23 protein-coding genes are annotated in these 20,535 nt (G+C 59.2%); 12 read left to right on the forward strand and 11 right to left on the reverse strand.

Annotated features, from left to right (window positions below; translation table 11 throughout):
- The first annotated feature begins 135 nt into the window (after positions 1–135).
- Complete coding sequence (locus CRO62_RS09165) at positions 136–1,275, forward strand: CobW family GTP-binding protein (RefSeq protein ID WP_097099933.1); 1,140 nt, start codon at positions 136–138, stop codon at positions 1,273–1,275.
- A 107-nt stretch (positions 1,276–1,382) separates the two neighbouring features.
- On the opposite strand, the gene CRO62_RS09170 is transcribed toward CRO62_RS09165, so the two are convergent.
- From CRO62_RS09170 to CRO62_RS09190, 5 genes are all read right to left on the reverse strand, one after another.
- Positions 1,383–1,619 carry a sulfurtransferase TusA family protein gene (locus CRO62_RS09170; protein ID WP_025595404.1) on the reverse strand — a complete coding sequence of 79 codons (237 nt, stop codon included), beginning with the start codon at positions 1,617–1,619 and terminating at the stop codon, positions 1,383–1,385.
- Positions 1,616–2,914, reverse strand: a complete 1,299-nt coding sequence (locus CRO62_RS09175; RefSeq protein ID WP_097099934.1) for a L,D-transpeptidase family protein — start codon at positions 2,912–2,914, stop codon at positions 1,616–1,618. The genes CRO62_RS09170 and CRO62_RS09175 overlap by 4 nt, the downstream gene beginning before the upstream one ends.
- Positions 2,915–3,207: 293 nt before the next feature.
- Positions 3,208–4,161 (reverse strand): acetyl-CoA carboxylase carboxyltransferase subunit alpha, encoded by a 954-nt coding sequence (locus CRO62_RS09180; protein ID WP_097099935.1) that lies wholly within the window; start codon positions 4,159–4,161, stop codon positions 3,208–3,210.
- Between the two features lie 63 nt (positions 4,162–4,224).
- Positions 4,225–5,205 (reverse strand): site-specific tyrosine recombinase XerD, encoded by a 981-nt coding sequence (xerD, locus tag CRO62_RS09185; protein WP_373694472.1) that lies wholly within the window; start codon positions 5,203–5,205, stop codon positions 4,225–4,227.
- Positions 5,206–5,216: 11 nt separating this feature from the next.
- On the reverse strand, positions 5,217–5,390 hold the full coding sequence (locus CRO62_RS09190) for a hypothetical protein (RefSeq protein WP_003511358.1): 174 nt from the start codon (positions 5,388–5,390) through the stop codon (positions 5,217–5,219).
- Positions 5,391–5,578: 188 nt separating this feature from the next.
- Here CRO62_RS09190 and CRO62_RS09195 point away from each other — a divergent pair, with 188 nt between their 5' ends.
- Together CRO62_RS09195 and aroB are read left to right on the forward strand one after the other, a co-directional pair.
- On the forward strand, positions 5,579–6,160 hold the full coding sequence (locus CRO62_RS09195) for a shikimate kinase (RefSeq protein ID WP_003511357.1): 582 nt from the start codon (positions 5,579–5,581) through the stop codon (positions 6,158–6,160).
- A gap of 5 nt (positions 6,161–6,165) precedes the next feature.
- Positions 6,166–7,299 (forward strand): 3-dehydroquinate synthase, encoded by a 1,134-nt coding sequence (aroB, locus tag CRO62_RS09200; RefSeq protein WP_097099937.1) that lies wholly within the window; start codon positions 6,166–6,168, stop codon positions 7,297–7,299.
- A 19-nt stretch (positions 7,300–7,318) separates the two neighbouring features.
- On the opposite strand, the gene CRO62_RS09205 is transcribed toward aroB, so the two are convergent.
- Positions 7,319–7,600 carry a BolA family protein gene (locus tag CRO62_RS09205; RefSeq protein ID WP_097099938.1) on the reverse strand — a complete coding sequence of 94 codons (282 nt, stop codon included), beginning with the start codon at positions 7,598–7,600 and terminating at the stop codon, positions 7,319–7,321.
- Positions 7,601–7,715: 115 nt separating this feature from the next.
- Here CRO62_RS09205 and CRO62_RS09210 point away from each other — a divergent pair, with 115 nt between their 5' ends.
- From CRO62_RS09210 to CRO62_RS09225, 4 genes are all read left to right on the forward strand, one after another.
- Entirely contained in the window at positions 7,716–8,354 is a 639-nt protein-coding gene (locus tag CRO62_RS09210) for a J domain-containing protein (protein WP_097100442.1), read from the forward strand.
- 68 nt (positions 8,355–8,422) lie between these two features.
- A complete protein-coding gene (gene cobS, locus CRO62_RS09215) occupies positions 8,423–9,412 on the forward strand; it encodes a cobaltochelatase subunit CobS (protein ID WP_003511352.1) in 990 nt (329 codons plus the stop codon).
- 107 nt (positions 9,413–9,519) lie between these two features.
- Complete coding sequence (cobT, locus tag CRO62_RS09220) at positions 9,520–11,421, forward strand: cobaltochelatase subunit CobT (RefSeq protein WP_097099939.1); 1,902 nt, start codon at positions 9,520–9,522, stop codon at positions 11,419–11,421.
- 37 nt (positions 11,422–11,458) lie between these two features.
- Complete coding sequence (locus CRO62_RS09225) at positions 11,459–12,436, forward strand: esterase-like activity of phytase family protein (protein ID WP_179784483.1); 978 nt, start codon at positions 11,459–11,461, stop codon at positions 12,434–12,436.
- A gap of 4 nt (positions 12,437–12,440) precedes the next feature.
- Here the strand turns inward: CRO62_RS09225 and CRO62_RS09230 are convergent, their stop codons facing one another.
- The 3 genes from CRO62_RS09230 to rpmB all read right to left on the reverse strand — a co-directional run bounded on the left by CRO62_RS09230 (position 12,441) and on the right by rpmB (position 13,929).
- On the reverse strand, positions 12,441–12,773 hold the full coding sequence (locus CRO62_RS09230; RefSeq protein ID WP_025595408.1) for a pentapeptide repeat-containing protein: 333 nt from the start codon (positions 12,771–12,773) through the stop codon (positions 12,441–12,443).
- Between the two features lie 115 nt (positions 12,774–12,888).
- On the reverse strand, positions 12,889–13,527 hold the full coding sequence (locus CRO62_RS09235) for a queuosine precursor transporter (protein ID WP_097099941.1): 639 nt from the start codon (positions 13,525–13,527) through the stop codon (positions 12,889–12,891).
- A gap of 111 nt (positions 13,528–13,638) precedes the next feature.
- The gene (gene rpmB, locus CRO62_RS09240) at positions 13,639–13,929 is read right to left on the reverse strand and encodes a 50S ribosomal protein L28 (RefSeq protein WP_003509888.1); all 291 of its coding nucleotides are present in this window, start codon (positions 13,927–13,929) and stop codon (positions 13,639–13,641) included.
- A 251-nt stretch (positions 13,930–14,180) separates the two neighbouring features.
- Between rpmB and CRO62_RS09245 the strand changes: the two genes are divergently transcribed.
- Positions 14,181–14,954 (forward strand): DUF3108 domain-containing protein, encoded by a 774-nt coding sequence (locus tag CRO62_RS09245; RefSeq protein ID WP_097099942.1) that lies wholly within the window; start codon positions 14,181–14,183, stop codon positions 14,952–14,954.
- A gap of 5 nt (positions 14,955–14,959) precedes the next feature.
- Here CRO62_RS09245 and CRO62_RS09250 read toward each other — a convergent pair whose 3' ends face one another.
- Positions 14,960–15,400: a cupin domain-containing protein gene (locus CRO62_RS09250; protein WP_097099943.1), complete on the reverse strand. Its 441-nt coding sequence runs from the start codon at positions 15,398–15,400 to the stop codon at positions 14,960–14,962.
- The gene (gloB, locus tag CRO62_RS09255; RefSeq protein WP_097099944.1) at positions 15,400–16,170 is read right to left on the reverse strand and encodes a hydroxyacylglutathione hydrolase; all 771 of its coding nucleotides are present in this window, start codon (positions 16,168–16,170) and stop codon (positions 15,400–15,402) included. The genes CRO62_RS09250 and gloB overlap by 1 nt, the downstream gene beginning before the upstream one ends.
- A 107-nt stretch (positions 16,171–16,277) precedes the next feature.
- On the opposite strand from gloB, the gene CRO62_RS09260 reads away from it, so the two are divergent.
- The 4 genes from CRO62_RS09260 to CRO62_RS09275 all read left to right on the forward strand — a co-directional run bounded on the left by CRO62_RS09260 (position 16,278) and on the right by CRO62_RS09275 (position 20,419).
- Complete coding sequence (locus tag CRO62_RS09260; protein WP_003511344.1) at positions 16,278–17,039, forward strand: class I SAM-dependent methyltransferase; 762 nt, start codon at positions 16,278–16,280, stop codon at positions 17,037–17,039.
- Between the two features lie 86 nt (positions 17,040–17,125).
- Positions 17,126–18,232 (forward strand): histidinol-phosphate transaminase, encoded by a 1,107-nt coding sequence (gene hisC / locus CRO62_RS09265; RefSeq protein ID WP_097099945.1) that lies wholly within the window; start codon positions 17,126–17,128, stop codon positions 18,230–18,232.
- 151 nt (positions 18,233–18,383) lie between these two features.
- Entirely contained in the window at positions 18,384–19,490 is a 1,107-nt protein-coding gene (gene hisC, locus CRO62_RS09270; RefSeq protein ID WP_097100443.1) for a histidinol-phosphate transaminase, read from the forward strand.
- On the forward strand, positions 19,490–20,419 hold the full coding sequence (locus tag CRO62_RS09275) for a prephenate/arogenate dehydrogenase family protein (RefSeq protein WP_097099946.1): 930 nt from the start codon (positions 19,490–19,492) through the stop codon (positions 20,417–20,419). Before hisC (CRO62_RS09270) ends, CRO62_RS09275 begins: the two co-directional genes overlap by 1 nt.
- Positions 20,420–20,535 lie beyond the last annotated feature (116 nt).

The raw sequence follows: 20,535 nt of genomic DNA on the forward strand, positions 1-20,535 counted from the left end.
GCTTCGGTTTGTTATGATATTACAGTGTCGCTCGTGGCCTTCAGGCCCCGGGCGATTTTTTGTGATTATTGCGCGGTTCCGGATCTAATATCGTCCAACGATCTGCCGGAGCGGCCATCAACATACAGGCAAGACATGTCTCGCGATCGCATATCGGTTTCCATCATCACCGGATTTCTCGGCGCCGGAAAATCGACGCTGCTCAACCGGCTTCTCAAAGATCCCGATATGAGCGACGCCGCGATCATCATCAATGAATTCGGCGATGTCAGCATCGACCATATGCTGGTTGAAAGTGCAGGCGAGGGCATTATCGAACTGGCGGAAGGCTGCCTTTGCTGCACCGTTCGCGGCGAGCTGGTGGATACGCTGGCGGAACTGATGGACGGCATACAGACCGGCAAGCTGAAGCCGGTGAAGCGGGTCGTGATCGAAACCACCGGTCTTGCTGATCCCGCTCCCGTCATGCAATCTGTCATGGGCAACCCGGTGATTGCGCAGAATTTCGTTCTGAACGGCATCATTACGGTTGTGGATGCCGTGAACGGCCTGTCCACGCTCGATAATCACGAGGAAGCCGTGAAGCAGGCGGCGGTGGCCGACAGGCTGGTGATGACGAAGCGTGCGCTTGCCGATGCTTCCACAATTTCCACGCTGACGGCTCGCCTACAGGCGCTCAACCCGCGCGCGACGATCGAGGATGGTGACCGGCCCGACTGGAGTGCTGCCGCACTGCTGGATAACGGTCTTTACGATCCGGGCAGCAAAAATGCCGATGTCGGCCGTTGGCTGGGGGAAGAGGCGGAACACGATCACCACGACCAGGATCATGACCATGACCACCACCATCATGGCGACCACGATGGCCACCATCATCACCACGATGTGAACCGGCACGACGCGGCGATCCGTTCCTTCTCGATCATTCACGACCAGCCGATAGCCCCGATGGCGATCGACATGTTCGTGGATCTGCTGCGTTCGGCGCATGGGGAAAAGTTGTTACGGATGAAGGCCGTCGTCAAGCTGTCGGACAATCCGGACCGGCCTCTTGTGCTGCACGGGGTACAGAACATTTTCCATACACCCGAGCGCCTCGCTGCATGGCCGGACCCGTCTGACCAGCGCACGCGCATGGTGCTGATTACCAAGGATTTGCCGGAGGCGTTCGTGCAGGACCTGTTTGCTGCGTTCACCGGCACGCCGGGCATCGACCGTCCGGACAGGCAGGCGATGACGGACAATCCGCTGGCGGTTTCGGGGTTGAGGTTTTAGGTAGCAAAACGGTGGTTGAAACCCGCGGGCAGGGCACCCCTTTACCTTGTCGGGTATCTCACCCTCAAGGGGGAGATCGAGTGGAGTATTCTCGGCAGCGAGGGTAATTACGCTCCCTTCACGATCCTGAATCGGTGTCCTTTGGTCAACGTCGTAGTTTCAACCAGGCTATGCCCATCCTGATTGCACATATGGGCAATATCGATAACCGCCAGCGGGTCGGTCGTCTCCACAACAAGAACATCGCCCGCCTGCAGGCCAGAGAGTTTCTTACGGCTTCTTAAAACCGGAAGGGGGCATTTAAGCCCCCTCAAGTCGAAAACTATGTCAGCCGTGTCGGTCATTCCTTGGCCCAGAACTTCCAGAACGGCTTCTTTTCCGGCGCTTCCGCTGGCGGTGCTGCGGAAAAAGCGAGCGGGTTCATGGCCGGCACAGGGACCTGGGCGGCAGTTCCGTTCTGACCGGGCCCCGAAGCCGCAGGCGTAGCAGCGGCAACCATTGTCGGGGCCGCCGGGGCAGGGTTCGATTGCGGAGCTGCGGGCTGGGTCGCCGAAGGATGCGGGGTCCGCAGAGAAGACGCGGTTGCGGTGGTCGCCGGCGAAGACGAGGTCACCTGCTGCGCCTTCTTCTCCATCAGCGCGGCATATTCCGTTTCCTTCATCAGCTTGCCGGCCTTCAGCGCCGAGCCGGTCGGAGCATAAGCGGGTTCGCGGCCCTTGCGCTTTTCGGCAACCAGCGCCTTGCGCTCCGCCTCGCTCGGGTCGTACCAGGCCATGCCGTCATATTTCTTCATCGCCTTTTCATAGGCGAGATCATAGGTCTTTTCGTAGCTCGAAAGCGCGCTCACCAGTGCCGGCGGCGTGCTCATGGCCGGGCATTGCGCAGATGCGTTGAACGCGCCGCCTTCGGTCTGCTGGTTGAAGACATATTTCTTCTCGCAGACATTCACTTCCGGCGGGCGTTTTGTGACTTCGAAATTGTCGTAACCGACCTTTAGCATCTTCCAGAAATCGAGATGTTCGCTCTGGCGGTGGCGGGCCATGTTTTCCGCGGTCATGCGGAAGGGAAAGGCCTGCAGCTGAACGGTCTTCTGGCCACCCTTGAAGGCGTCGCGGGCGAAACCGTAGATTTCAAGGATCTGCGCGTCCGTCATCGAATAGCAGCCGGAGGACGAACAGGCGCCATGGATCATCAGGTTGGTGCCGTTGCGGCCGTTGGCGGCATCGTAGCGGTTCGGAAAGCCGGTGTTGATGGCGAGGTAATATTTAGAGTTGGGATTGAGGTGCGCGGGCGTCAGGTTGTAGAAACCTTCCGGCGCCTGCCGGTCGCCCTCTTTCACCTTGGGGCCGAGTTTGCCGGACCAGGCGCAAATCTGGTATTCGGCAATCTTGTCGAAGCGGTTGTCGCGCTTGGCCTTCCAGATTTCCAACGCGCCTTCTTCCTTGAAGATGCGGATCATGATCGGCGAGGTGCGATCCATGTTCTTCTTGTCGATCTCGGCAAGAATGGACGGAGAAAGCGGGTAATCAACCTTGTTTTTAACGTGGGAGACGTCGCGTTCGACGGTTTCGAGCGTATCGTTGCAGCCGCTGAGAACGAGCGCGGTGCAGGCGAGAAGTGCAAAATGTGTCAAACGCATGATCTGATCCGAAAGACGATGGCACGGGCGACGGAGTTCTACACCGTCCCGCGTGTATTTTAAATACGGTATTAACCGTTTACATCTTCTTAACTCAAATCGGACCTGCCCCTGCGGCCGCCGATACATCTGTTGATGTGACCGGACTATGGCCGAGTTGGGGCGAGATTCAAGGAAAATAAGGCTGGAGCTAGATTGTTTTGGCTTTTGTTCGATCCGCCAAAAAAATCTAACTCCCTCTTTTTGCGCATTTTCCGCACGTAAAACCGCTGCGCACTTTTACTGGAAACGCTCTAAAGGTTCCTGCCGATATCCAGGAATTTCTGGCGGCGTTCGGCGCGCAGCTGCGTGCCCGAGCGTTGCGAAAGATCGGCGAGCGCCTTGGCGATAACGTCGCCCGTGGCACCAATCACGGCCGCCGGATCACGATGCGCGCCGCCCATCGGCTCGGGAATGATGCCGTCGATGACGCCAAGCGACTTCAGATCTTCCGAGGTGATTTTCATGTTGGTCGCGGCTTCCTTGGCACGGGTCGAATCGCGCCAGAGAATGGAAGCGGCACCTTCCGGCGAAATCACCGAATAGATCGCATGTTCGAGCATGTAGACGCGGTTGCCCGTGGCGATCGCGATTGCGCCGCCCGAGCCGCCTTCGCCGATGACCACGGAGACGATCGGCACCTTGACGTTGAGGCACATTTCCGTCGAGCGGGCGATGGCTTCTGCCTGGCCGCGCTCTTCTGCGCCGACACCGGGATAGGCACCAGCGGTATCGATGAGGGTCACGACCGGCAGCGAGAAGCGGTCAGCCAGTTCCAGCACGCGGATCGCCTTGCGGTAACCTTCCGGGCGCGGGCTGCCGAAATTGTGCTTCAGGCGGCTTTTGGTGTCATTGCCCTTTTCCTGGCCGATAATGGCGACGGGCTGGCCATTAAAGCGGGCAAGGCCTGCCTGAATGGCAGCGTCTTCGGAAAATTTGCGGTCGCCTGCAAGTGGCGTGAATTCCGTGAACAGCGCCTTGGCGTAATCGACGAAATGCGGGCGCTGCGGATGGCGCGCGACCTGCGTTTTCTGCCAGGCGTTCAGCTTGGAATAGATGTCCTGCATCGCGTCGTTGACGCGCGATTCCAGGCGATTGATCTCCTCCGAGGTGTCTATGCTCTCGTCTTCATCGGCAAGCTTCTTCAGCTCGATGATCTTGCCTTCAAGGTCCGAGATAGGTTTTTCGAAGTCGAGATAATTGTGCATGAGATCCGTTTCCGATCGTTTTGCGCAAGGTTTGAGCCGGATTATCCGGCGGTTCCGGTCGCTCTAATCAAGGTTTTTGCCCTGTTTGGCAAGGGGGTGATGTGTTTGTACCAGCTCTTGCAGGCGTTCTTCCAGCACATGTGTATAGATTTGTGTCGTGGAAATGTCGGAATGGCCGAGCAGCTCCTGCACGGCGCGCAGGTCGGCGCCGTTCTGCAGAAGGTGGCTTGCAAAGGCGTGACGCAGGACATGCGGTGACACCGCCGAGGGATTGAGGCCCGCGCGAATGGCAATATCCTTCAGGTCGCGGGCGAAAACCTGTCGCGGCAGATGCCCTTCCTTACTGTTTGAAGGAAACAGCCACGGACTTTCCGGACTGTCAGCCTTTTTCTGCGGTGCGGGCGTCCTGCTTTTCTCAGGTACGAGCGACTTTCTGGCCGCGTCATATTTTTCCATCGCCTCGATGGCCGCGCGAGACAGCAGCACCATGCGGTCCTTGTCGCCCTTGCCGCGGATCATCAGGAAGCGTCCTTCCTGGCGCAAAACCTTGAGCGGCAGCGAGACGAGTTCGCTGACGCGCATGCCGGTCGCGTAGAGAAGTTCGAGCAGCAGATGCATGCGGATGCGGGCAAGCTGGCCGGGGCCGGTTAAGGCTGCCTCTTCAGCAGCGATGCCAAGAAGTTTTGTCACGTCCGCGACGCTCATCGTCTTGGGCAGAGTGAGGCCCTTCTTGGGCGCATCGATGGTACCGGTCGGGTCGTCGCCGCGAAGTCCTTCAGAATAGAGGAACCGGTAGAATTGCCGCATGGAGGACAGGCGTCTTGCCTGCGACGTGGCTGCAAAGCCCTGAGTGGAAAGATGGGTCAGATAGGCGGACAGGTCGGCCGTGGCGGCTTCCATCAAGGACTGGCCTCGGCCACCGAGAAATTCACGCAGATCGGAAAGGTCGCGTTCGTAAGAAGAGAGCGTATTGGCGGCGGCACCCCGTTCGGCGCTCATCATTTCCAGAAAACTTTCGAGCCGCGCGCCGTCCCGCCCGCTCATCTCTTTGCTACTCATGGGGTGCGCCTTGCCGGCTCCGCCGACGGCGGGTTCAGCCGCTCGGAAGGAATGCGCACCGTCACCTCGCGATCATTCGGCTTGACGAACATGACCAGCAGCACCATGCCGCCATAGATCAGCCCCGCGATGGTTGCCAGTATCATCGTGAAGCGGAAGAGGGTTGGCATGGCGGCTCCGTGAGGGTGGCAGTCAGAATGTATATGCGGTGCAGCGAAAGCGGCGACAAGATCAAAAAGCGGTAGTCCGCCGCTGCCGCATGCGGCGATGATTGTGATTCAACGCAATTCAGTCAGCAATTTGGCTTGACGCTTCGTAAACATTTGCAGATATCCATGCCAAACGGGCTTTCAATTTTATGAATGAAAAGAATTTATCTGTCCCGGTCACACTCGGGGAGCAAGCGCGGGCCAAGCTCGCCGGGCGCAACGTCGTCTTTGTCGGACTGATGGGGGCTGGAAAGTCCGCGATCGGTCGCATGGTCGCCCAGCAGCTCAAGGTCTCCTTCATCGACACGGATGTCGAAATCGAGCGTGTTTCTCGCATGACGATAGCCGAACTTTTCGCAACCTATGGCGAGGAGGAGTTCCGGGCGCTGGAAACGCGGGTCGTCAAGCGGCTGCTGCGCGGTGGCCCCAAGGTCATTTCTACCGGCGGCGGCGCCTTCATCAACGACAATACCCGCCGGCACATCACGCGCGGCAGTGTGTCGCTGTGGCTGAAGGCCGATATCGAGGTTTTGTGGGAAAGGGTCAACAAGCGCGATCATCGCCCGCTTCTCAAGACCGAAAACCCCAAGGCCACGCTGGCGGCCCTGATGGAGAAACGTTATCCGATCTATGCGGAAGCGGATCTGACCATCGAATCCCGCGATGTCCGCAAGGAGATTATCGTGACCGAAGTGCTGGCCGCCATCGCCGGCCTCGAACAGAAAGACTGAGCATCATGACGCCTTCCGAAATCCACACCGACGAACGTCTTGTCCATGTGCCGCTCGGTGAGCGTGCTTACGACATTCTGATCGGACCGGGCCTGATCGGCAGGGCGGGCGGCGAGATTTCGTCGCGGCTGAAGGGCAGGCGTGCCGCTATCATCACTGACGAGCATGTTGCACCGCTTTACCTCGAAGGCCTGATGGACGGCCTGCAGACGGATGGCATCGAGGCCGTTTCGCTGACCTTGCCTGCGGGCGAGAAGACCAAGAGCTTCGAACATCTGGTCACTGTTTGCGATGCCGTTCTCTCCGCACGGGTGGAGCGCAACGATGCGGTGATTGCACTTGGCGGCGGTGTTATAGGCGATCTCGCCGGTTTTGCGGCGGGCATTGTGCGTCGCGGCGTGCGTTTCGTGCAGATACCGACCTCGCTTCTATCGCAGGTGGATTCCTCCGTCGGCGGCAAGACGGGCATCAATACCCGCCAAGGCAAGAACCTTGTCGGCGTTTTCCATCAGCCCGATCTAGTGCTGGCCGATACGGCGGTGCTCGATACGCTGAGCGAGCGCGAATTCCGCGCCGGTTACGCCGAGGTGGTGAAATATGGCTTGATCGACAAGCCGGACTTCTTCTTCTGGCTGGAAAAGAACTGGGATGAAATCCGCACCGGCGGTCCCGCCCGCATCCAGGCGATTGCCACAAGCTGCCAGGCGAAGGCCGATGTGGTGGTGGCCGACGAGAAGGAAAACGGCGTACGCGCCCTTCTGAACCTCGGCCACACATTCGGCCACGCGCTGGAGGCAGCAACGAATTATGACAGCAAGCGGCTGGTGCACGGCGAAGGTGTCTCCATCGGCATGGTGCTGGCGCACCAGTTTTCCGCCCGCCTCAACCTTGCAAGCCCTGATGATGCCGCGCGCGTCGAGGCGCATCTCAAGGCGGTTGGTCTGCCAGTGTCGATGAAGGATATTCCAGGTGAACTGCCGCCGGTCGAGATGCTGATGGCGGCAATTGCGCAGGACAAGAAGGTCAAGGGCGGCAAGCTCACCTTCATCCTCACCCACGGCATCGGCCAGTCCTTCGTGGCCGACGATGTCGCGACGTCCGAGGTGCAGTCTTTCCTGTCGGAAAAGCATCCCGGCTGAGGCTTAAGGCGCGCGTTGCCTAGAACCGCGTCGGCTCCCCCGGCGCCGCCGCCTCGATGGCGAGGGCGTGCAGCCCGGCGTCGAGTTCCGGTTTCAAAAGTGCGTTGATCGCCCGGTGGCGCTCAATGCGTGACTTGCCTGCGAAGCTTTCAGACACTATCTGAACACGCATATGCGTCTCGCCGGTGCCGGTTATGTCCGGCTGATGGCCGGCATGCATCTGGCTTTCATCGATCACCACCAGGCGTTCCGGCGAAAAGCTCTGCCGAAGCTTTGTTTCTATGCGTTTTCGCAGGGACATGCGATGGGCTCCAATCCTGTTGGCTGGTCTTTGAAAGGGGCTACCTAAAAGCCTGCAACATTCCGCTTTGTCAATTCTTGTTGTGCGCCTTTTCGCACCCCATAATCAGGGCATCATGAAACTGGATTCGAAATATTTCGACCGCATCCGTACACGCAGAAAAAGGGACAAGGAACCTGAGGTTCAAGCCCCGACCTGCCAGTGGGACGGATGCGACAAGCCGGGCGCTCACCGTGCACCTGTCGGCCGCAATGCCGAGGGGCAATTCTTCCTGTTCTGTTTCGAGCATGTGAAGGAATACAATAAGGGCTATAATTATTTCTCCGGCCTGTCGGACACCGAGATCGCCCGTTACCAGAAGGAAGCGATCACCGGCCATCGTCCCACCTGGACGGTTGGCGTGAACAAGACTGCGCGCGACAGCCCGCTGCACTCCACGCTGCGTTCCGGCGCGGCGGGCGCGGCCAATGCCCGCATCCGCGATCCTTTTGGCTTCACGAATGGTTTTGCAAACGGCGCAAAGGCCGGCGGCCAGCGTCTGCAGCAGGACCGCAAGTTGAAGACGCTGGAGGCGAAAGCCTTCGATACGCTCGGCCTTTCTGCGGGTGCAAAGCAGGAAGAGATAAAAAGGCGCTATAAGGAGCTTGTCAAAAAGCACCATCCTGATGCTAATGGTGGCGATCGCGGCTCGGAAGAACGTTTTCGGGCTGTTGTTCAAGCATATCAATTGTTAAAGCAGTCAGGTTTCTGCTAAGCCAACGTTCGTGTTTACCGCCTGATTGATGATGTGGCCGGGTGGCCGCCGCCCGCCTTGGAGACGTGATGAGCAAAATCGACCTTGATATTTCCAACCTGCCCGACACGACGGTGTCCGTGCGGGAGGTTTTCGGCATTGATACGGATCTGCGGGTTCCCGCCTATTCGCAGGGCGACGCCTACGTGCCCGACCTTGATCCCGACTATCTTTTCGACCGCGATACGACGCTCGCTATTCTTGCCGGTTTTGCTCACAACCGACGCGTCATGGTTTCCGGCTTTCACGGCACGGGCAAGTCCACCCATATTGAGCAGGTAGCTGCCCGCCTGAACTGGCCCTGCGTGCGCGTCAATCTTGACAGCCACGTCAGCCGTATCGACCTCGTCGGCAAGGACGCCATCGTCCTTAAAGACGGCAAGCAGGTCACCGAATTCAAGGACGGCATCCTGCCCTGGGCTTACCAGCACAATGTCGCGCTGGTCTTCGACGAATACGATGCCGGTCGCCCGGACGTGATGTTCGTCATCCAGCGCGTGCTGGAATCCTCGGGCCGCCTGACGCTGCTCGACCAGAGCCGCGTCATCCGTCCTCACCCCGCCTTCCGCATTTTTGCGACCGCCAACACGGTCGGCCTCGGCGATACGACGGGCCTTTACCACGGCACGCAGCAGATCAACCAGGCGCAGATGGACCGCTGGTCCATCGTCACCACGCTCAACTACCTGCCGCATGAGCAGGAAGTGAACATCATTGCCGCCAAGGTAAAGAGCCTCAACAATCCGAAGGGTCGCGAAACCGTCTCCAAGATGGTGCGTGTGGCCGATCTTACCCGTTCGGCCTTCGTCAACGGTGACCTTTCCACGGTCATGAGCCCGCGTACCGTCATTACCTGGGCGGAAAATGCGGAAATCTTTGGCGATCTCGCCTTTGCGTTCCGTGTGACCTTCCTCAACAAGTGCGACGAACTGGAGCGCACGCTGGTTGCCGAACAATATCAGCGGGCTTTCGGCGTCGAGCTGAAGGAAAGTGCTGCGAACATCGTTCTCAGCGCCTGATCTTCCCCGGCTTGTCCGGAGAACATCACCGATGACTTGAAGACGCCGGCGGGCCGCGCATCCTTGGATGGGCGGCTCCGAAGCGTCGACAACTGACAGGAAAGACAATGGCAGCGCGCGGCGACAATTCCAGAGCAAAACCGGGTACGGCGGTCGATACCGAACCGTTGCGTCAGGCGATTGCCGGATGCGTGCGATCGGTTGCCGGCGATGCCGAGGTTGAGGTCGTTTTCGCCAATGAGCGGCCCGGCCTTGCCGGAGAGCGCATGCGCCTGCCGGAAATTTCCAAGAAACCCACCGCGCAGGAAATCGCCGTCACCCGTGGCCTTGGCGATTCCATGGCGCTTCGCCTTGCCTGCCATGACGCTGACACCCATGCGGTGATGTCGCCGCAGGGTGCCGAGGCGCGGTTGATCTTCGACGCTGTTGAGCAGGCGCGGGTGGAATCCATCGGTGCGCTGCGCATGCCGGGCATGGCCTCCAACATTCAGGCCATGAACACGGAAAAATATGCCAAGGCGAATTTTTCTGGCATCAACACGAAGGACGATGCACCGCTTGCCGAAGCCGTCGCCCTTTTGGTGCGCGAAAAGCTGACCGGCGAAAAACCACCGGCCAGTGCCGGCAAGGTTCTCGACCTGTGGCGCGACTTCATCGAGGACAAGGCCGCCGGCGACCTGAGCGACCTTTCCAAGGTGATTGGCGACCAGAAGGCGTTTTCGCGGCTGGTGCGCAAGATGCTGACCTCCATGCAGATGGCGGAGGAATTCGGCGACGACGATAACGAGCCGGAAAGCCAGGAGGCAGAATCCGACGAGGAGCAGCCGCGCACCAACGAGACCGAGGAAGAACAGGTCGAGGAAGAGGCCGGTTCCGATGCGACGCCCGCTGATGAAAGCGAGGCCTCGCAGGAGGAGATGGAAGAAGGCGAGATGGACGGCGCCGAGATGTCGGACGAGGAAATGTCCGACGATCTCGATGAGGATTCCGAGACGCCCGGCGAGACCCGCCGCCCCAACAGCCCCTTCGACGATTTCAACGAGAAGGTCGACTATCGCATCTTCACCCAGGAATTCGACGAGGAAATCCACGCCGAGGAACTGTGCGACGAGTCGGAGCTCGACCGCCTGCGCGCGTTTCTCGACAAACAGCTCGCCCATCTTCAGGGCGCCGTCGGACGTCTGGCGAACCGGCTGCAGCGCCGTCTGATGGCGCAGCAGAACCGTTCGTGGGATTTCGATCTGGAAGAGGGTTATCTCGATCCGGCTCGCCTCGTGCGGCTTATCATCGATCCCATGCAGCCGCTCTCCTTCAAGAAGGAGCGCGACACCAAGTTCCGCGATACGGTGGTTTCGCTCGTCATCGACAATTCCGGTTCGATGCGTGGTCGCCCGATCACGGTTGCTGCCACCTGCGCCGATATTCTTGCGCGTACGCTGGAACGGTCGGGTGTGAAGGTGGAGATTCTCGGCTTCACCACCAAGGCGTGGAAGGGCGGTCAGTCGCGCGAGCAATGGCTGGCCAGCGGCAAACCCGGCTCGCCGGGTCGGCTCAATGATTTGCGCCATATCATCTACAAGTCGGCGGATGCACCCTGGCGGCGTGCACGGCGCAATCTTGGCCTGATGATGCGTGAAGGCCTGTTGAAGGAAAACATCGACGGCGAAGCGCTGATGTGGGCGCATAACCGCCTGATCGGCCGCCCCGAGCAGCGCAAGATCATGATGATGATTTCGGACGGTGCGCCGGTGGACGATTCGACGCTGTCGGTCAATGCGGGCAACTATCTGGAACGGCACCTGCGCGCCGTGATCGAGCAGATCGAGACCCGTTCGCCGGTGGAGCTTCTGGCGATCGGTATCGGCCATGATGTGACGCGTTATTACCGTCGCGCCGTGACGATCGTGGATGCGGACGAACTAGCTGGCGCGATGACCGAACAGCTTGCTGCTCTCTTCGAGGATACCAATACCGTCAGCTCGTCCCGCAAGGTTCGCCGTGCGGGATAAGCGGGGTCGGGCTTTTCTTTCCTGTAAATCGCTGGCGATGGCTGCAGTTCTTGCGGTCGCAGCGCTTGTTCCGGTGCCTATCGGCGCATCGACCATCGATGTTCCGGTTGGCGTTCGTCTGTTGTCAGGCTTCGAGGTGGGCACCAGCGCTAGGCGTTTCGGAAAGCTGGAATTTATCGGCGGCATGGTGATGAGCACGCCGGAAAAACTATTCGGCGCCATATCCTCCATCCGCTTCCGCCCAAACGGGCAGGAATTTGTTGCTGTGCTGGATACCGGCCACTGGCTCACGGGCAAGATCGCACGCGGCCCTTCAGGCGCTCTGTCCGGGTTGGGTGACGTGCGTATCACTGCCATACTGGATGCCAGCGGCCGTGAACCTTCCCGCAAGATGGAAATGGATGCGGAAGGTCTGGCGCTGCGGGATGGCAAGGTATTCGTCAGCTACGAGCAGCGGCACAGGATCGATGCCTATCCCGATCCGGGGTTCGAGACCTCAAAGCCGCTCAGCCGCCTGCCTCATCTCATTCCCAACAGCGAACTGCGCCACAATGGCGGCATGGAGGCCCTTGCGGTCTCGCCGGCCGATTCGCCGCTTGCCGGTGCCCTTGTCGTGGTGGCTGAAAAAAGCATCGATGCCGACGGCAATCTTCTCGCCGCCATACTGGAAGGCCCGTTGAAGGGCACATTCGCGGTCACCCATCACCCCTCATTCGACGTGACTGATGGCGCTTTCCTGCCCAATGGAGACCTGCTGCTTCTGGAGCGCCGCTTCAATTTCGCTGAAGGGGTGGGGATGCGCATCCGCCGCATCAAGGCTGCCGATGTCAGGCCGGGCGCGGTGGTGGATGGCGAAATCCTGCTGGAAGCAGGCATGGTCTACCAGATCGATAATATGGAAGGCATGGATGTGCTGAAGGGGCCTGATGGTTCCACGCGCCTCATCATCGTTTCCGATGACAATCACTCATTTCTCCAGCGTAACCTGATGCTGGAATTCAAGCTGGTGGAGTGAAGGTTCAGACCTGCTGCGCCGCCTTGTAGGCAGCCATCAGATCCTCGACGGGAATGCCGTCGATCTTCATCCCGGTCATTCGGCATCCTGTTATCTGCGCGCCGGACAGGTTGGCGTTGCTCAGTTTCAGACCGGAAAGATTGACGTCGTCGATCGACCAGCCGGACATGTTGCTGTCAGTAAACGACGCGCCGGAAAAGTTGATCTGGTTGAAGCTGGTGCCGGCGAGATTGACGTCGTTGAACACTGTGCCCGAAAGATTGACGTCGTTGAAGGTGGAGCCTGAAAGCGTGGCGCTGGCGGCCTCCACAATATCGATAACGTCATTGATCTGCATATCTGCCTGCCTCTGAGCTGTGCCACGGACCGCAGACTGCAACGCAGTCGGCTGGTTTGCAAGCGCGATTCGATCCACGCTCCCACCCCAGCCTTAAACCTGGATGACAATGGTGTCAGCCCGATTTGGCGACCTTTGGCATCGGCTTCAGCGTGTTCATCAGTGCGCCGTAGGGCAGGAGCATCACGAGGCCGACGAGGATCTTCACCGAGAGGTCGCCGAGCGCCCAGGAAATCCAGCGCGGTGCCTCCACAGCGAAGATGCCGAGCACGGGGGCGTTTTCAATGGCGAAGGCATCGTTGGGACCGACGAAGGAGAAACTCGCAGCAAAGGCGATGGAGAAGAACAGCGCGGTATCCAGCACCGAACCCAGCATGGAGCCGGCAAGCGGTGCGTGCCACCAGCGCTGGCGGCGCAGGCGGTTGAATACGGAAATATCGAGCAACTGGCCAATCAGATAGGCGGTGCCGGAGGCAACGGCGATACGCGGGATCGAGGTCCAGAAGGACAGTGTGACACCAACAACAAAACCGGCAAGTACGACGCGGCGCGCGACCGAGGGGCCAAACTGACGGTTTGTAAGGTCTGTGACGAGGAAGGCGACCGGATAGGTAAAGGCACCCCAGGTCAAAAGATCGCCGAGATTGACGCCGAACAGCGATCCGGAAAGCGGGTATTGCACCAGAATATTGGACGCGACGACCACCAGTGTCATCAGCAGAACGTAAATGAGCGTGTAGCGCAGGTAGGGCATTTTTTTATCCTGGGTGATGCCACCAGTTGGAGCCGAATTAAAACAAGCAAAAGGCTTGAGCGGCAAAAGCCATTCAAGCCTTCTGAATATCAGTGATGTCGAAACCGCTAATTAAGCAGCTTCGGCCGTCTTCTTGGCGATCTGGCGGCGCAGGAGACGAGCGCGCATGCTCAGTTCGTTTTCGCCGGACTTCAGAAGGAAGGCATCGAGGCCGCCACGATGTTCAACGGAGCGCAGAGCTGCTGCGGAAACACGCAGGCGGAAACGCTGGCCGAGAGCATCGGAGATCAACGTAACCTGGCAGAGGTTCGGAAGGAACCGGCGCTTGGTCTTGTTGTTGGCGTGGCTGACGTTGTTGCCCGTCTGGACGCCCTTGCCGGTCAATTCGCATACACGGGACATGGGTACACCTATTTCGTTTGTCTGTTTCACCACTGGCTCGCCACCGGCAAAACCGTGGTGGCAATCCAACTGGCCATGATTGGAAAGTTGCGGTTCTATAGTCAGACGGGACTTAACAGTCAAGCCGCTCGCGAGCAAATGAAAGGAAATTCCGGCGTTTTCAACCGGCATCCGCTTTTTTATTGCCACAAGTCGGCGTATATGATCGCCCCATAAGGCCGCTTCCGCGCCTCTTTTAAGGTGATATCCAAATGATTGCCAGAGGAAAAAGCATTTTCATGGCTGTGACAATGGCGTTTGCAGGCGTATCTCCCTCGCTCGCCGCCGAAGCCCGCCATACAAGCGAATACAGCATCAATCTCGGTATTCTGCCAATTGCCAAGGCGAGTTTTTCGACTCGCATGAACGGCCCGAACTATTCGATTTCCGGTTCCTTCAGCTCAGCAGGGCTTGCAAGCATTCTGGCGGATATTTCCGGCAAGACGACGATTTCGGGTGCCAAACGCGGCCATCGGCTGCAGGCGAACACATATTCGCTTGTTTACAAGGACGGCAAGCGGGTACGGACCTATGATGTGGTGTATCGCAACGGCAACGTCACATCGACGACGGTGAAACCGGAGCCGAAGGCGCGGCCGGACAATTGGGTGAATGTGAAGGACGGCGACCTACGCTCCGTCCTCGATCCAATCTCCGGCCTCATCATTCCCGCCGGCGGCCGCATCTGCCCGTCGCGCCTGCCGATCTATGACGGCGAATCGCGGCTGGATCTGGTTTTGAGCCCCAGCGGCACCAAGCCATTCAAGACCAATGGCTTCAGCGGCGATGCCGTGGTCTGCAAGGCGCGTTACGTGCCGAAGTCGGGTTATCGCCAGGGGCGCAAGGATATCGAATACCTGAAATCCATTTCCATGGAGATCTGGTTCGCCAAATCCGACAATATGGATGTCTATGCCCCGGTCTACGCCGTCATTCCGACGCGGGTAGGCCAAGTCTACATCACCGCCACCAAATATGGCGGTTGATGCAGTTACAGCGTATCACCCGGCGACCAGCCGGGTTCGGCCATCGCGAAGCTTGAAAAGGCGAAACCCGGCGAGACTGTGCAGCCGACGAGGGTGAAGTCGCCGAGGCTTTCGGCCGATTGCCAGCAATTGGCAGGCACGATCACCTGCGGGCGCTCGCCTTCCAGAATGTCGGGGCCGAGGGTAAAGGTCTGTACCTCCCTGCCATCTTCGGAAAGATGCAGTGTGATCGGAGCGCCGGCATAATAGTGCCAGACCTCCACTGCATCGGTGACGCGATGCCAGTGCGAGCGCGTCCCCTTTTCCAGAAGAAAATAGATCGCCGTCGAATGGCCGCGCTCACCACCTGCCTTGTCGCGAAATGTCTGGTGGTAAAAGCCGCCCTCGGGGTGCGGCTCCAGTTCCAGTTCGCGAATGATCGCTGCCGCAGAAAGATCGGCGCCCATCAGAAATTGTCCTTGCGTGTGCGGATTTCGGCAAAGACTTCGGCATCGGTTGCGCCTTCAAGGCCAAGATGACTGCGGATGCCGGCGTCGGCTACCCGCATATAAGGGTTGGTCTGTTTTTCCAGCCCGATGGTGGTGGGAATGGTGAATTCATTCGCCTGCCGCGCCTTTTCGACGCTTTCGGCGCGCTCGATTAGAACCGCGTTATCAGGATCGACGGTGAGCGCGAAACGGGCATTCGAAAGTGTATATTCGTGGCCGAAATAGACTTTCGTGTCATCCGGCAGCGCCATCAACTTCTGGAAAGAATGCCACATATCTGTTGCCGTACGTTCGAACAGGCGACCGCAGCCCATGGCGAACAGCGTATCGGCGGCAAACAGCAGGCCGTCATCGGGAAGGTAGTAGCAGATATGCCCCGCCGTATGACCGGGTGTGGCAATGACCTGAACGCGCCGTCCGGCAAATTCGAACTCGTCGCCATCGGCCTGGGACCGGTCGAGACCGGGGATCGCAATCGCCTCATCATGTGGGCCGTGTATTTCGCACTGGAATTTGTCCTTCAGCGCCAGATTGGCTTCCACATGGTCCTGATGGTGATGGGTGGTGAAGATATGCGTGAGCTTCCAGCCATGCCCATGAAGAGCCTGCAGGATGGGGCCTTCCTCCGGCGCATCGATTGCGGCGGTCGCACCGCTTTCTGGATCGTGCAGCAGAACGCCAAAATTATCACTGCGGCAAAGAAAGACGTCTATTTCCAAAGGTTTCATCGTGGTCCTCTCCATTTGCCGGCCGTGGCCGGCGCATTTGTCCGCCTGAATTTCAATGTAGGCGCAGACGCCTTGAAGTCCAACCGCCTGATGCTACATTCTCGCCCATGAACACCGATATCGTCGATCTGCGCGAATTCTATCATTCCCCGCTTGGCCGCTCGGCCGAGCAGGCGATCACCATGGCGCTGTCATCGCTCTGGCCGCCTTTGCCGGAGGAAAGGCTGGTCGGCCTCGGTTACGCCGTGCCGTTTCTGGAGCGGTTCCGTCATGACACGGAGCGCACCTTTGCCTTCATGCCGGCGGGGCAGGGAGCGGTGAACTGGCCGGCAGGCGAGCTTTCCTCCACGGCGCTGGTGTTTGACGAGGAGCTGCCGCTACCCGATTCGTCGATAGACCGGGTGTTGATGGTGCATGCTCTGGAATTTGCCGAAAATCCGCGCGAAACCCTGAAAGAACTCTGGCGGGTGCTGGCGCCCGGCGGGCGTCTGGTGATCGTGGTGCCGAACAGGCGTGGGGTCTGGGCACGCATGGAACACACACCTTTCGGCTCGGGCCGGCCCTATTCGCGCGGGCAGTTGACGGCGCTTCTGCGCGAGACCAATTTTACGCCGGGGGCAAGCGCCGAAGCGCTTTTCTTTCCGCCCACCACCAGCCGCCCGGTACTGAAATTCCGCCGATACCTTGAGCTTACCGGCCGCAGGCTCTGGCCGCTGTTTTCCGGCGTTATCGTGGTTGAGGCGCAGAAACGTCTCTATCAGGGATTGCCCGTTACCCAGCGCGCCTCACGCCGGGTTTTCGTGCCGGTCCTAGCGCCTCAGGGTGTGCCCACCACCCGCACCGCCGCAAAGCACGGAAAGCCGCGCTGACCCTCGACAAAGGGGCCATTCCGTCCTACGCCTTTGGCATTGTTTTTTTGCCGGGTTCTCCGACGTCTTTTCAAAGGTCGATAAAAATGAGCGCAGAGCTTAGCCAACCCGTTCCGCGTCCTGGTATTCTGGATATTTCCGCTTATGTTCCCGGAAAAGAACATGTGGACGGCGTCGCGAAGGTTTATAAGCTTTCCGCCAACGAAACGCCGTTTGGGCCGAGTCCCAAGGCTATACAGGCTTTCGGCACGGCTTCGGCCAATCTGGAACTCTATCCGGACGGTCGGGCGGCCGCGCTGCGCTGTGCAATCGCCGAGGTTCATGGCCTCAACGGTGCGAATATTATCTGCGGCAATGGTTCCGGCGAGCTGCTGGAACTGCTTTGCAGGGCCTATCTTGGTGTGGGTGACGAGGCGATCGTTACCGAGCACGCCTTTCTCCTATACAAAATCCAGATCATCGCAGCGGGCGCGACCCCGGTTACGGTCAAGGAAAAGAGTTGCACCGTCGACGTAGACGCTATTTTATCGGCGGTGACGCCGAAGACAAGGATGGTGTTCGTCACCAATCCGGGCAACCCTACCGGCACCTATGTTCCGGTCTCAGAAATCCGTCATTTGCAAGCCAACCTGCCGAAGCATGTTCTTCTGGTGATCGATGCGGCCTATGCCGAATATGTGCGCCGCAACGACTACGAAACCGGCATCGAGCTCGTGTCTGGAAACCCCAATGTCGTTATGACCCGCACGCTTTCCAAAGCTTACGGCCTTGCCGCGCTACGCATCGGCTGGATGTACGGCTCGGTGGATATCGTTGATGCGCTGAACCGTGTGCGCGGCCCGTTCAACCTGAATGCGCCTGCGATTGCCGCCGGCGCGGCTGCCTTGCGCGATCAGGCTTTTGTCGAAACGACCGTCGAGCACAATCTGCTCTGGCGCGAGAAGCTGACTTATGCGTTTACTGCGCTCGGCCTGACCGTCACGCCGTCAGTCGCCAATTTCTTGCTGATCAATTTCCTCGATCAGGACGGCAAGCGTGCGGCAGATGCGGACGAATTCCTAAGCCATCGCGGTTATATCTTGCGTGCGGTGCATGGTTACGGTTTCCCCAATGCCCTGAGAATGACTGTCGGTTCGGAAGAGGCAAATCTTGGTGTCATCGCGGCCTTAACCGAGTTCATTGGGCAGGCGTGATGAGCAATCATGCTCGAGCGTATAGCGCTAAACGGCACGGCCGTCAGGCATGGAACGCCGCGCTGACCCTCGACAAAGGGGCCATTCCGGTCTAATGCCTCCGGCATTGCTTTTGCCGGGTTCCACCGGCGCATTTCCGAAGGTCGATCAAATGAGTGCAGAGCTTAGCCAACCTCTTCCGCGTCCGGGTATTCTGGATATCGCCGCTTATGTTCCCGGCAAGGAACATGTGGACGGCGTCGCGAAGGTTTATAAGCTCTCCTCCAACGAAACGCCGCTCGGGCCAAGCCCGAAGGCGATCGAGGCATTCGCCGCTACCGCCAGCCATCTGGAAATCTATCCCGACGGACAGGCGATTGCGCTGCGTCAGGCGATTGCAGACGTGCATGGCCTCAACATAGCGAATATCATGTGCGGTAACGGCTCGGATGAGCTTCTTGGCCTGCTCTGCCACGTCTATCTGGGTACGGGCGATGAGGCGATCATCACCGAACACGGTTTCCTCGTCTACAAGATCCAGATCATGGGTGCGGGCGCAACGCCGGTGACGGTGAAGGAAAACGATTGCGCCGTCGATGTGGACGCCATTCTCGCCGCCGTCACGCCAAGGACGAAGATGGTTTTCATCGCCAATCCCGGCAATCCCACCGGCACCTATGTTCCGGTCGCGGAAATCCGCCGCCTTCAGGCTGGTCTGCCGAAACATGTCGTGCTCGTGCTTGATGCGGCTTATGCCGAATATGTGCGCAAGAACGACTACGAGGCCGGTCTCGAGCTGGTGTCTGGCAACCGCAACGTGGTGATGACCCGCACCTTCTCCAAGGTTTACGGTCTGGCCGCACTGCGCGTCGGCTGGATGTATGGTCCGGCCGCCATCATCGATGCGCTGAACCGGGTGCGTGGTCCGTTCAACATGAGCGCGCCGGCGATCGCAGCGGGTGCCGCGGCCATCCGCGATCAGGCATTCCTGGAAAAGGCGATCTCTCACAACACGCTCTGGCTGGAGAAACTCACGACGGTCTTCACCGGTCTCGGCCTCAGGGTCACGCCATCAGTCACCAACTTCGTCCTCATCCATTTCCCGGACCAGGATGGCAAGCGTGCACCAGATGCGGACGAGTTCCTGAGCCGCCGCGGCTATATCCTGCGTGCCGTGCGCGGTTACGGTTTCCCCAATGCCTTGCGTATGACGGTTGGTTCGGAAGAAGCCAATCTCGGCGTCATCGCCGCGCTCACCGAGTTCATGGGGCAGGCGTAATGGGCGAGATCATGTTTGAGCGCATCGCGCTTGTTGGCATAGGCCTGATCGGCTCGTCTATTGCCCGCGACATCAAGGAACTGGGTCTTGCCCGGCATGTCACGATTTCCACCCGCAGCGCGGAAACGCTCAAGCGGGCAGAGGAACTGGCGCTTGGAAGCGAGTATACGACATCCGCTGCGCAGGCCGTCAAGGATGCCGATCTTGTCATCGTTTCAGTGCCGGTCGGTTCATCCGGGGCGGTTGCCGAGCAGATCGCGCCGCATCTGAAGCCCGGCGCCATCGTCACCGATGTCGGCTCTACCAAGGCCTCTGTCATCGCGCAGATGGCGCCGCATATGCCTGACAATGTGCATTTCATTCCCGGCCATCCGCTGGCGGGAACGGAAAAATCCGGCCCGGATGCCGGTTTTTCCGGTCTTTTCCGCGAGCGCTGGTGCATCTTCACGCCGCTGCCGGGCACGGATGCGGAGGCGCTGGAAAGGCTCAAGGATTTCTGGCGGGCGCTTGGCTCGCGTGTGGATGAAATGGATGCCGAACACCACGACAAGGTTCTGGCGATCGTTTCGCATCTGCCGCACATCATCGCCTATAACATCGTCGGTACGGCGGATGATCTGGAGACGGTAACTGAGTCGGAAGTCATCAAATATTCCGCTTCCGGCTTCCGAGATTTCACGCGTCTCGCCGCCTCGGACCCCACCATGTGGCGCGATGTCTGCCTGCACAACAAGGATGCCATCCTCGAAATGCTGGCACGGTTCTCGGAAGACCTCGCCTCGCTGCAAAGGGCGATCCGCTGGGGGGAGGGCGACAAGCTGTTCGAACTGTTTTCCCGCACACGCTCCATCCGCCGCTCCATCATCGAGGCCGGTCAGGACGTCGATACGCCTGACTTTGGGCGTCACGCGCTGGATCAGAAGAAGTAAATCGCCGCTGGCGAACAGTCATGGCCGGATTTGATCCGGCCATAGGATCCGCTGGCAAATTGCCAAGTTTTTCCTTCGTCATCCTCGGACGAGCCCGAGGATGACGTTGAGTATGG

Origin of the sequence: Rhizobium sp. AN6A (assembly GCF_900215635.1) — a bacterium.
In the GTDB taxonomy this organism is placed as follows: Bacteria; Pseudomonadota; Alphaproteobacteria; order Rhizobiales; family Rhizobiaceae; genus Agrobacterium; species Agrobacterium tumefaciens.